Source organism: Bacillus cereus group sp. BfR-BA-01408 (genome assembly GCF_022663305.1).
Classification (GTDB): Bacteria; Bacillota; Bacilli; order Bacillales; family Bacillaceae_G; genus Bacillus_A; species Bacillus_A pacificus.
On sequence record NZ_JAKUFF010000101.1, the window covers coordinates 1 to 12,289 of the forward strand.

Consider the following 12,289-nt stretch of genomic DNA (forward strand, 5'->3'; position numbering starts at 1 on the left):
TTACCTTCCGCATGAGAATAGGAGCCACCTGCTGTCGTTTCACTTCCTTCACTATGGGAACTATGTCCAGTTGCTTTCGTTTTTGATCCTTCTGCATGAGAGAAAGAACCTTTTGCATGTGTCAGAAGTCCTTCTGCATGTGAAGCTGTACCCTCTGCATGAGAGTGAAGACCCTCTGCATATGCATACCGTCCATCTTTTTTTACTTTTGTATTTTCAGATGTAGGGGTCTGAATGATAATCGTTTTTTCTGTTTGTATATCACCTGATGGTACTAATGCTTCTTTAATTTTTTTCACTTGATTTATAATAGCAGCTGGAATTTCTGCTTCCACTTTTTTATTTATTGCTACAGGGCTGTTTTCTTCTGTATTCTTCTCTACTTGCTCAGAAGGCACAATCTGTTCAGTATGAGTAGAGAGAGGTTTATTTTTTTGCTGCATCTTTGCTTTTCTATTATCAATTATGCGGCTCATTACAGCATTCTGTAATGAGACATATTTTGGTCTATCTTTGTTTTTTGTGGAAGCCTCTTGTTCTTCCAGTTCTTCTACAGCAGCAGCTCGAATGCTGCACCAGTTGTTAATTCCGTACATGGGCAGATAAAAAGGCGGGCATTTTCTTTTTTGTTTAGAAGATTTTTTCTTCATTCTGTCACCTCCTGCGACAGTATATGCCGTGTCATTAAAAAAAGATGCACTTTATTGCATCTTTTTTTAATGACTTTACCCAGTTTTTATATGAGAGACGCCTAAATGATACGGTAATCCTTACATATGGGTTATGAAATTGGGCGGAATTTCTCAGGGACAAAAGGCAGGGAGGAAGGAACGGAAACAGTCTCCATTTCAGGATAACGTAGTCCAGTTAGTTTGCCACCAAATACAGCACCAGTGTCAATGTTGACTGTATGATTTACAAAGCGAGGTTCTTTTACGGGTGTATGTCCATATACAACCCAAGTTGTTCCTTTATACTCCTTCGCCCAGTCGCGACGGACAGGAGAGCCGTCAGCATGTTTTTCTCCTGTAATATCGCCGTATAATACAAAGGTTTGTACTTTTTTATCTTGTCTTCCTATGTAATCTTGCCGAATGCCGGCGTGACACACAATTAACCTTTTTTCATCGAGTACATGATATAAAGGGGATTGCTCGTAAAGTGTGATGAATTTTTCTTTTATCATGTTTTGTTGATGAGAAGGCAGTGCTTCATATTCGGCAACAGTTGTTTCGAGTCCATGAGCGATTGTCACATTACGTCCAAGGAAAAATCGGTATAGCTTATTGCAGTGATTTCCCGGAGCGTAATACGCTACTTTTTTATTTATGACAAGTTCCCATACAATTTCAATCATACGTAATGAGTGAGGACCGCGATCTGTGATATCGCCAACAAAAGCAAGCTTGCGTTGATCAGGGTGAATCGGCAAGTCACTATTCCAGTTATATCCGAGTTTTTTCGTTAAATCTTGAAACTCTTGGAAGCATCCATGAATATCCCCTATAATGTCATATTTCATATGTAAACCTCCATCATATTTTTCATTAGTATATCTAAAAAAGGATAGAGATAAAAATATACCGCTTTTGTGCTTCAGTTGAACATAAAGATTTTCGTTCTTGAGCGGACGTTTAAAACAAATCCAATCGCTATCATGTATGTGAGTAAGGAGCTTCCTCCGTAGCTCATAAGGGGTAGTGTGATGCCTGTAATAGGTAGTAATCCGATTGTCATCCCGATATTTTGAAATACTTGAAAAGTAAACATTCCGATTGTACCAGCGCAGATGTAACTGCCGAAAGGGTCATTACTTTCTATAGCGATATGAATCATGCGGAAAATAAGTAGGAAAAAAAGCGCAATAATGACGCTTGCGCCTAAAAATCCGAATTGCTCAGCGACATTCGTGAAAATAAAATCTGTATGTGGTTCTGGAAAGTATACTTGTCCATTTTCCCAACCTTTTCCTTGCATTTCTCCTGATCCGGTAGCTAAGAAAGCTTGTCTTAATTGATAGCCTTGCGCATCATATTTGTATGGCGCTAACCAGCCGTAGAAGCGATTTAATTGATATTCTTGTAAAATGTGTGCTTTAAAGAATTTTGTATGAGTGAAAAAAATATACGTTAATGTAAAGCCAGCTACAAAGATACCGGAAACTAACCCGAAAATAAAACGCCAACGTATACCAGAAACTAATATCATTGCTGCGAGCATAGCTGAAATTACCATCGTGTTTCCTAAATCAGGTTCCTTTGCAATCAGTAGTAGTGGCGGCAAACTTGTTGCGCATATTTTTCCGAGTAATAGAAAATCGTCGTGTATTGTTCGGTAAAAATATTTCTCATTATGATTAGCTATAATTCGTCCGATGACAATAATTAAAAACAATTTCATAATTTCGGAAGGCTGGAAATTTCCGATGCCTGGGAGCCTGTACCAAGCAGTCGCACCTTTAATTGTAACGGCACCTGGTACTTGAAATTCTAGTCCAATAAGTAGTACCAATGCAAAGCTATATAAATACCAAGCAATTTTTTGATAACGATCGAAATCGATAATCATAATCATACCAATGGCTATGAATCCAATGAAGTACCACTGGATTTGCTTTAATACAAAATTTACATGTTGTAAAAATGGTGGTAAAGAGGCTTGTGCACTTGCAATTGCAAAACAACTAACAATCCCAATGGCAAATAAAATGAATAGCAATACGTAGTCTATTTGATATTGAGAATTTGAATCTTTCAATGTGTGTATTCCTTTCTATCGCCTAGTAAGTATATGGATCATGTCATGATAAAAATAATATACAAGCAGACTATGCATACATTTATTCCACTATTTGCGGGAAGTCATACATCACAAGGAAGGAATTCCCCCTTGTGATGGATTATATTGCATGGAGTTCTTTTGTAACTATATTCAAACAATGAGAAAGGCGAGTATGTGTATCGGTCGTTGGAATGAGTTCTGGATATAGCTGATAAAATGTTGTAGCATTTTTATACCATTCGCAAGCTTTTAACAGACTCGTTTTGTAATAGTCAATCTCTTGTAGAAAACCATATTTTTTTGAATGTAAAACGAGATGTGAAAAATCTTCGCAACCTTCAAGGTATTTGTGATGTACTTGCTGTCCCGTATGAAGGCGGAAAGAACTTAAAGGTTCCGTGATATAGATTGCATCACCTTTGGAAAGTAAACTGATCCAAGAAGCCATATCCACACTACAATTATAATTTCTACCATTTAAAGTACCGAAAGGTTCTGTTAATAGGCGTTTTCGAAAGAGTACAGTCGTAGGTTCACCAATAATATTTTGCCCTAGTATAAGCATATGGTTTCCAAGATCTTTCCCATTTAATAGAGTATCTTCATCATATAATCTTTTCATGGAGGGGTGTTGTTCAATTATCTCTCCATCATCATTAATCCAAGTACGATAAGATGTAATAAGTGCGAGATTTTGATCTAAGTCTTTTTGGAAATAAAACATCATTTTTTCAATTTTATTTTTATAAAATATATCATCGTCCATTAAGAAATTTATGTACTCTCCATTTGATTGTTCTAAAAGCATAAGGGCGTTATGAAATTGTCCTAAAGTAGAGGGGTTTCGAATGTACGTTATATGTTTATGCTTATGTAAATAATCTCTGTATATTAATTTTTCTGTTTCATTATTTGTGCTATCGTCTCCTACAATAATTTCAATATTTGAATACGTTTGTGCTAATGCACTTTCTAGAGCAATTTTAAAATAATGTGGCCGATTATAGGTAGGAATAAGGATGGAAACGAGAGGTACATTTTTTATATTTTCCATATACAACTACCTTTCAGAAATTTTCTGTGTAAGAATCATATCTTGATAACTTGTGTGTTCAGTTCTGCCACACCATGAACCATAATGAGGAGGAGTCTGCATTTCTAGCCCATATTTATTTAATAGAGTACGAATATCTTCCTCAGGATAGGCAACTGCGAAATTCGGGATATCTTTATTTAGAACATAACAATTGTCAATTTGATGGTAAAAACCTAACGGACTTAGTCCTGCATTTAAGTAATAAGAAGATTCAGGATTAATTAAAAAGAAAGTAATAAAACATCTCCCATCTTTTTTCAGAACTCGTGCAATCTCGCGTACGTAATGTTCTAATTCTTTCGGAAGGAGATGGGTAAATACAGACGTTAAAAAAATAAAATCGAATGATTCATCTTCATATGGAAACTTGTATTGGGAAGCATCTTCTTTTCCATCGGGATTGTAGAATTGGTTATATATATCGACATGTTCAAAATGGAAATTGTTACGGCGTGTTGAAATGTTATTTTTGCACCATGTAATTCCCTTATTAAATAAGTCAAATCCATAATAAGTACCATCATCGCTTAAATAGTTCATTAATGGAACCGCCATCCGGCCGATACCACAGCCTACATCTAACACTGTTTCATTTGATTTTAAATTGCCAATTTCAATAAAATACTGCATAAACTCTTTTCCAACTTCTTCAAAGTCACCACCTACATATTGAACGAGTTCTGGGGGGGGAATTAATGTGATTTTTTTCTCATTTTCGTTCATACCTTCACTCCGTCCTTGTAGTAAAGTAAGAGATTTTTATTGCATATATAAGTTAAACATTTATAGTGAGGGGAACTTTACACGATTGCTTCTTATGAATCAGTAGTGTGATAGAACCCCCCAAAAAGAATAAAATTGTATTCTATTCTTTTCGCCAATAAATACCGAAATCATCAATTTGAGTCATAGGAGTTTTTATGTTTCTTTCACTTCTGAAATCTGTTACAGCTTCTGCGCATGTTATCAATCCATAATCATCAATAATAATAAAGCCACCTGTTGAAACTTTATCGTATAAATTTACAAGGCTATCCATCGTTGATTCATACATATCACCATCAAGGCGAGCAATTGCAATTTTTTCTACCGGTGCTGAAGGCAATGTATCTTTAAACCACCCCTTTAAAAACTTCACCTGATCATTTAATAAATCATATTTTCTAAAGTTTTCTTGCACTGTTTCTAAAGAAACTCGTAAGTAATCGAATGTGTGTAAATAATCACCGTAATCTTTCGGATATTGTTCTAAGTTAGGTGCGGGCAGACCTTCAAACGAATCGGCAACCCATACAGTACGATCCTTAATGTTGTTTGCTTGTAAAAACCCATTCATAAAAATACATGATCCTCCGCGCCATACACCAGTTTCAATAAAATCGCCTTCTATATTTTCCCTGACTACAGTTTCCATCGCTTCTTGTAATTGATTCATACGTTTTCGACCAACCATACTGTGTGCAGCTCTTGGCCAATCCTTGCCACCTTGACGCTCATTGTTTGAAACATTAGGATTAACGATTTTTAAATTGTGATTTTCTACATACTGCTTAAGAAATAAAGGAAGTGGAACCGTAACTGGTTCATATGATAGTTCTTTAGATATATGTAACGAAGCAGGTAAGTATGGTTCGTATTCTAACCATATTTCAAATAAAATTGTTTTCTTTAATAACTCAAGATAAAGCTGGACAGCCGATTTATTTTCCATATAAGTGCCTCCTGAAGAATGTCATACAACATTATGACTATGTAGAAAAGAAGGATTTAATGATTGAATTTACCAATGAAAAAGCAGTAAAACTGATATCAGTTTTACTGCTAAGTAAAAAAATTAAGCGATTTTTTCAATAATAATAGATGCATTTGTACCAAGAGCTAATGATAGCCCAAGCCCTGTAACGATTACTTCAACTAATGATGGAGTTGTCGTAATTTGCGTAATTGCTTGAACAACGATAGGTGCTCCAACTGAGATTAAAGTAGCCCCAGTACCTGGTACAGGTAATCCATTCACTTGAATTGTAAGGCCACCTAATACACTTACTGCTGCAGTATATACGATAACAGTAATTTTATAGAATCCAGTTTCACTAATTACGAAAGTATCAGGATCTAATTGAGAAATTGCTGTACCAAACTGAGATCCGACAGTATTAAATGGTACTGGAGCATTAAGTCCAAGATCCAAAGAAATCCCAGCGGAGTTAAATGCATACAATCCTGCTGGAAGTCCTAGCCCTGATGGTCCAGTCGGTCCAGTTGGCCCAGTCGGTCCGGTAGCCCCAGTCGGTCCAGTAGCACCAGTGTCACCAGTTGGCCCAGTCGATCCAGTAGCACCAGTGTCACCAGTTGGCCCAGTTGGTCCAGTCGTACCAGTTGTACCAGTTGGCCCAGTTGGTCCAGTCGTACCAGTTGTACCAGTTGGCCCAGTCGGTCCAGTAGCACCAGTGTCACCAGTTGGTCCAGTTGTACCAGTTGTACCAGTTGGCCCAGTCGGTCCAGTCGGTCCAGTCGGTCCAGTTGGCCCAGTTGGCCCAGTTGGCCCAGTCGGCCCAGTTGGTCCAGTCGGTCCAGTTGGCCCAGTCGGAAGGGTAAACGGTGGTATTGGTGGTAATGTTGGTCCTACAAGATTAGGGTCAAATGCACTAGCTGATAAAGATTCATCGGGATTCAATCCATCTGAATAATTATTATTTGACATAAATTCACCTCCATAAAGCGTTCATTATATAGTAGATGCAAAACCGAAAGAAAATGACACGGACATTTGAATTATTGAAAAGAAATCTTAAACTGCTTGTGCAAGTTAAAAAAGTGGAAAGTTTATTGTATGTATAACATATGATTGATTTGGAAGAGGGTGATTATGTTGAACAAGCAAGGAATTACAATTAGTTTATGTATGATTGTTCGAGATGAGGAAGATACAATCGGTCGATGTTTAGATGCAGTCGAAAAAATTGTTGATGAAATTATTATAGTTGATACAGGTTCCATTGATCGAACGAAAGAAATTGTAGCTCAATATACCTCTAACATATATGACTTTCCATGGATTAATGATTTTGCAGCAGCAAGAAATTTTTCTTTTTCAAAAGCAACGCAAGAGTATATATTGTGGCTAGATGCAGATGACGTATTATTAGAAGATGCTCAAGAAGCATTGAAACTTTTAAAAAGAGAATTAGATCCTAAAATTGATGCTGTTTCGATGCCTTATCATCTTGCATTGGATTCTAGCGGGAAACCTTTATATTGTACAAAAAGAAATCGACTTGTAAAGCGTGAAAAACAATTTCAATGGTTTGGAAAGGTTCATGAGTATTTAGCTATTTCTGGTGAAACTTTTAGTAGTAATGTTGCTATTACACATAAAAAAGAAAAAAAGGTAACAAATCGTAATTTGAAAATTTTTCAAAATGCTGTAGCTGCAGGAGAAGAATTGAGTCCGAGAGATTTATTTTATTACGCTAATGAATCTATGGATAACCAAAAATATGATGATGCAGTTATGCTATATGAAACATTTCTTAATCAAGATGAAGGATGGTATGAAGAGAAAATTTATGCATGTGGTAAGTTAGGAGATTGCTATGCAAAGCTTGGATCATGGGAAAAGGCAATTGAATCTTGCGTGAAGTCGTTTCGATATGATGTTCCTAGAGGGGAGAATTGTACAAGAATAGGATATATATATATGGAACAACAAAAATATAACGAAGCGATATTTTGGTTTAAACTTGCAACGGAAGTACCAATGGCGACGGAGAGTCCGTTTCATAGTCCAGCGAGCTACACATGGCTTCCCTATTTACAAATGTGTATTTGTTATAGCAAGTTAGGAGATCAAGACAAAGCTTATTATTACAACGAATTAGCGGCTGCTTATGTTCCAAATAATGCTGCAATCGAATATAACCGCAAATATTTTCGGAGTGTTTTTGATAAACAATATAAATCGTTATAGGCAGCTTTTTTTAGAAATGGCTCATCGCGATTCTAACTCTAATAGATTGGCTATATAGTAAAGTATCGGCAATGTAACTAGTACAGGTTACATTTATAGACTTTAAATGAGATTTATATTTCAAATTCAATTTGCATAAGGAGTGTGTAAAATGAATTCCCCAAAAAATTCTTTATACGAAGAAAAGTCTGGGCATTATTATAATGCAGTGAATCCGAATGTATTAAAGCATATAAAAAAGGAATGGAAAGAAGTTCTTGATATCGGTTGCTCGAGTGGTGCATTGGGAGCTGCCATAAAAGAAAATGGCACACGTGTATCTGGAATTGAGGCATTCCCAGAGGCGGCAGAACAAGCAAAAGAAAAACTAGATCATGTCGTTTTAGGCGATATAGAAACAATGGATATGCCGTACGAGGAGGAGCAATTTGATTGCGTTATATTTGGTGACGTATTAGAGCATTTATTTGATCCTTGGGCCGTAATAGAAAAAGTAAAGCCATATATAAAAGAAAATGGTGTGATTTTAGCAAGTATACCAAACGTTGCTCACATTTCAGTATTAGCGCCGTTACTTGCTGGAAATTGGACGTATACAGAATATGGCTTATTAGATAAAACACATATTCGTTTCTTTACATTTAATGAAATGCTCCGAATGTTTTTAAAAGCAGGCTATTCGATTAGTAAAGTAGATCGTGTATATATTGATCATAAATTGTACGAACCACTTATTGAGGAATTATATGGAATTTGTAAGAAATATCGTCTTGGAAGTGGCTTCATGGCTGAGACGGTCGTATTTCAGTATATTATTGAAGCAGAAAAATCACAGTTATGAGTGCTGCTGAAAAAACAATATTATTTGTTACATGTATGAATGATCGGAAAATGTATGCACAGTGCGTACGACATATATTGAGCTTAGCGGTGCCTCCAGGGTATACTGTACAATTTATGCCAATTCGGAATGCGAAAAGTATGACGAGCGGATATAATCAAGCGATTTCGCATCCAGCGAAATATAAAGTATATATACACCAAGATGTTTTCATTATGAATGTGGCATTTTTATACGGATTACTTCAATTATTTAACGAACATGAACATCTTGGAATGATTGGAATGATTGGAGCCCAATATGTTCCTCCAAACGGGATATGGAATGAAGGCAAGGGGGTTGTTGGGAAAGTAATTGGTTATATGAACGATTTATTTTATATGGCAACTCAAGAACAGCCGTACCATGATTCAAAAACATTTATGCCGGTGGAATGTATTGATGGTTTATTGATGGCCACGCAGTATGATATTCCGTGGCGAGAAGACTTGTTTGATGGATTTGACTATTATGATGTATCTCAGTCATTTGAATTTAGAAAAGCTGGCTATACAGTTGGGGTTCCTGTACAGCGTGATGCGTGGTGCATTCACTATCACATTGATGTGAATATGACCAATTATGACAAGTATAGAAAGATATTTGTGGAGAACTATATGTCAGATGTAAATCAAGACGAATAGAGGGGCTACAAAATGAAGGATCGTACAATATTAGTTGTTGTTTGTGTAAATAATGAAGAGCTATTTGAACAATGCGAGAGACAAATAAGAAATCTTTTTGTTCCCCCTGATTATGTCGTACAAATTTTTCCGATACGAGATGCGAAGAGTATGGCGAGTGCATATAACCGAGCACTTTCATATCCAGCGAAGTATAAGGTTTATATACATCAGGACACTTATCTTATTAATCGAGAGATGTTTTATACACTTATTTCCCTTTTTAAAGATAATGAAAAGCTCGGCTTAATTGGAGTAGCTGGAGCACAATTTTTACCGAGTAACGGGATATGGTGGGAAGGGAAAAATTTAGTAGGGAAAGTGATTGAGTATAGAAGACGGAATTATCAATTATTAAATTTGGATCAGGAATTTTATGGAAGACAATCTTTTATGTCGGTGCAGGCAATTGATGGCTTATTCATGGCCACGCAATATGATATTCCGTGGCGAGAAGATTTGTTTCAAGGGTTCCACTTTTATGATGTGTCGCAGTCTTTAGAATTTCAAAGGGCTGGTTATTTAATTGGTATCCCTAATCAAGCAAATTTATGGTGTATTCACTACAACGGAGATGAGTTTGATGCGGATACATATGAGAAGGATCGGAAAGTGTTTGTAGAACATTACAAAGATATATTATCTCCATCATAAGGGAGAGATGCAGGGTGAAAGGAATTATTTTAGCAGGTGGAACTGGGTCGAGATTATATCCCATAACGAAAGTAACGAATAAACATTTGCTTCCTGTTGGACGTTATCCAATGATTTATCATGCGGTATATAAGCTAAAACAATGCGAGATTACAGATATTATGATTATTACAGGTAAAGAGCATATGGGAGATGTTGTTAGCTTTTTAGGAAGCGGTCAAGAGTTTGGCGTGTCCTTTACGTATCGTGTGCAAGATAAGGCTGGCGGAATTGCACAAGCATTAGGGCTTTGTGAAGATTTCGTTGGGAATGATCGCATGGTAGTTATATTAGGAGATAATATCTTTTCTGATGATATTCGTTCGTATGTTGAAGAGTTTGCAAATCAAAAAGAGGGTGCGAAAGTACTGCTGCAATCTGTAGATGATCCGGAGAGATTTGGCGTAGCGCATATTCAAAACGACAAAATAATTGAAATTGAAGAAAAGCCGAAAGAGCCGAAAAGTTCCTATGCAGTCACAGGAATTTATTTGTATGATCCGAAAGTCTTTTCTTATATAAAAGAATTAAAACCTTCCGCAAGGGGAGAACTTGAAATTACAGATATTAATAATTGGTATTTAAAACGAGGGGTACTTACTTATAATGAAATGAGCGGTTGGTGGACTGATGCAGGAACTCATGCTTCTCTTCAAAGGGCGAATACGTTAGCACGGGATATAAACTTTGGTAAACAGTTTAACGGAGAATAGGTGAGAAGATGAAAGTTATAGAAACAAACTTTACCGACGCAAAATTGTTAGAACCGAGGTTATTTGGAGATGGGCGTGGATTTTTTACTGAAAGTTATAATAAGAAGGTGCTAGAAACATTAGGGATTATGTATTCATTTGTACAGGATAATGTTTCATATTCAGCGGAAGCGGGAACGATTCGGGGATTACACTTTCAAAAAAATCCGAAGGCACAAACGAAACTTATTCAAGTTATGCAAGGGGCAATCTATGACGTTATCGTCGATTTGCGAAAAGATTCCCCAACGTTTAAACAATGGAGAGGATATATTTTAAGCGCGGATAATCATCGGCAATTATTAGTGCCAAAAGGATTTGCGCACGGTTTTTGTACACTTGTCCCGCATACGATTGTTATGTATAAAGTAGATGAGTATTATAGTGCTAATCATGACTCAGGGGTACTTTGGAATGATAAAGACTTAGCAATTCCATGGCCGGTAACAAGCCCTATTTTGTCTGATAAAGATCGAATATTACCATCGCTTCAGGAATGTGAAGATAGTTTTTGAGTAGGAGAGTTGTGTATGAATATATTAGTAACAGGTGGGGCCGGATTTATTGGAAGTAATTTTGTGCGTTATATGTTACAAAGCTATGAAACATATAAAATTATTAATTTCGATGCATTAACATATAGTGGAAACTTAAATAATGTAAAGTCTATTCAAGATCATCCGAATTACTATTTTGTAAAAGGTGAAATTCAAAATGGAGAGCTGCTGGAGCATGTTATTCAGGAACGTGATGTGCAAGTAATTGTCAATTTCGCAGCTGAATCACATGTGGACCGTAGTATTGAAAATCCGATCCCTTTTTATGATACAAATATAATTGGGACAGTCACCTTATTAGAATTAGTAAAAAAATATCCGCATATTAAACTCGTGCAAGTATCAACGGATGAGGTGTATGGCTCTTTAGGAAAAACAGGGCGATTTACCGAGGAAACCCCGTTAGCTCCAAATAGTCCATATTCTTCAAGCAAAGCGAGCGCCGATATGATAGCTTTATCTTATTATAAAACATATCAATTACCAGTTATCGTAACGCGTTGTTCCAATAACTACGGGCCGTATCAATATCCTGAAAAATTAATTCCGTTAATGGTTACGAATGCGCTCGAAGGAAAAAAATTACCGTTATATGGCGATGGATTAAATGTAAGAGATTGGCTACATGTAACGGATCATTGTCGTGCGATTGACGTTGTTTTGCATAAGGGACGTATAGGAGAAGTATATAATATAGGTGGAAATAATGAAAAAACAAATATAGATGTTGTGGAACAAATTATTACTCTCTTAGGAAAAACGGAAAAGGATATTGAATATGTGACAGACCGTTTAGGACACGACCGCCGTTATGCGATTGATGCAGAGAAAATGAAGAATGAATTTGATTGGGAACCGAAGTATACGTTTGAGCAAG

The 12,289-nt window shown here is 36.4% G+C and carries 13 protein-coding genes and 1 pseudogene; 7 read left to right on the forward strand and 7 right to left on the reverse strand.

Annotated elements, in window-relative coordinates:
* The 7 genes and pseudogenes from MR083_RS24445 to MR083_RS24475 form a co-directional block, all read right to left on the reverse strand.
* Positions 1–650, reverse strand: a pseudogene (locus MR083_RS24445) (peptidase G2 autoproteolytic cleavage domain-containing protein); the annotation flags it as partial.
* A gap of 131 nt (positions 651–781) precedes the next feature.
* On the reverse strand, positions 782–1,522 hold the full coding sequence (prpE, locus tag MR083_RS24450; RefSeq protein WP_242269965.1) for a bis(5'-nucleosyl)-tetraphosphatase PrpE: 741 nt from the start codon (positions 1,520–1,522) through the stop codon (positions 782–784).
* Between the two features lie 74 nt (positions 1,523–1,596).
* Positions 1,597–2,757, reverse strand: a complete 1,161-nt coding sequence (locus MR083_RS24455; RefSeq protein WP_000655328.1) for an FtsW/RodA/SpoVE family cell cycle protein — start codon at positions 2,755–2,757, stop codon at positions 1,597–1,599.
* A 142-nt stretch (positions 2,758–2,899) separates the two neighbouring features.
* Entirely contained in the window at positions 2,900–3,835 is a 936-nt protein-coding gene (locus MR083_RS24460; RefSeq protein ID WP_242269966.1) for a glycosyltransferase family 2 protein, read from the reverse strand.
* 6 nt (positions 3,836–3,841) lie between these two features.
* A complete protein-coding gene (locus tag MR083_RS24465; RefSeq protein ID WP_242269967.1) occupies positions 3,842–4,600 on the reverse strand; it encodes a class I SAM-dependent methyltransferase in 759 nt (252 codons plus the stop codon).
* Positions 4,601–4,742: 142 nt separating this feature from the next.
* Positions 4,743–5,588: a TylF/MycF family methyltransferase gene (locus tag MR083_RS24470; protein ID WP_000428859.1), complete on the reverse strand. Its 846-nt coding sequence runs from the start codon at positions 5,586–5,588 to the stop codon at positions 4,743–4,745.
* A 123-nt stretch (positions 5,589–5,711) separates the two neighbouring features.
* Positions 5,712–6,581, reverse strand: a complete 870-nt coding sequence (locus MR083_RS24475; RefSeq protein WP_242269968.1) for a BclA C-terminal domain-containing protein — start codon at positions 6,579–6,581, stop codon at positions 5,712–5,714.
* Positions 6,582–6,746: 165 nt separating this feature from the next.
* Between MR083_RS24475 and MR083_RS24480 the strand changes: the two genes are divergently transcribed.
* The 7 genes from MR083_RS24480 to rfbB form a co-directional block, all read left to right on the forward strand.
* Positions 6,747–7,847, forward strand: coding sequence for a glycosyltransferase (locus MR083_RS24480; RefSeq protein ID WP_000932900.1), 1,101 nt, complete (start codon positions 6,747–6,749; stop codon positions 7,845–7,847).
* Positions 7,848–7,998: 151 nt separating this feature from the next.
* Positions 7,999–8,688 carry a class I SAM-dependent methyltransferase gene (locus MR083_RS24485; RefSeq protein WP_242269969.1) on the forward strand — a complete coding sequence of 230 codons (690 nt, stop codon included), beginning with the start codon at positions 7,999–8,001 and terminating at the stop codon, positions 8,686–8,688.
* A complete protein-coding gene (locus MR083_RS24490; RefSeq protein WP_139869776.1) occupies positions 8,685–9,371 on the forward strand; it encodes a glycosyltransferase family protein in 687 nt (228 codons plus the stop codon). Before MR083_RS24485 ends, MR083_RS24490 begins: the two co-directional genes overlap by 4 nt.
* A gap of 12 nt (positions 9,372–9,383) precedes the next feature.
* Entirely contained in the window at positions 9,384–10,064 is a 681-nt protein-coding gene (locus MR083_RS24495; RefSeq protein ID WP_139869775.1) for a glycosyltransferase family protein, read from the forward strand.
* A 14-nt stretch (positions 10,065–10,078) separates the two neighbouring features.
* Positions 10,079–10,816 carry a sugar phosphate nucleotidyltransferase gene (locus tag MR083_RS24500; RefSeq protein ID WP_139869774.1) on the forward strand — a complete coding sequence of 246 codons (738 nt, stop codon included), beginning with the start codon at positions 10,079–10,081 and terminating at the stop codon, positions 10,814–10,816.
* Positions 10,817–10,824: 8 nt separating this feature from the next.
* Entirely contained in the window at positions 10,825–11,370 is a 546-nt protein-coding gene (gene rfbC, locus MR083_RS24505) for a dTDP-4-dehydrorhamnose 3,5-epimerase (RefSeq protein ID WP_139869773.1), read from the forward strand.
* 15 nt (positions 11,371–11,385) lie between these two features.
* On the forward strand, positions 11,386–12,289 hold a 904-nt coding region (gene rfbB, locus MR083_RS24510), incomplete at its 3' end, for a dTDP-glucose 4,6-dehydratase (RefSeq protein ID WP_242269970.1).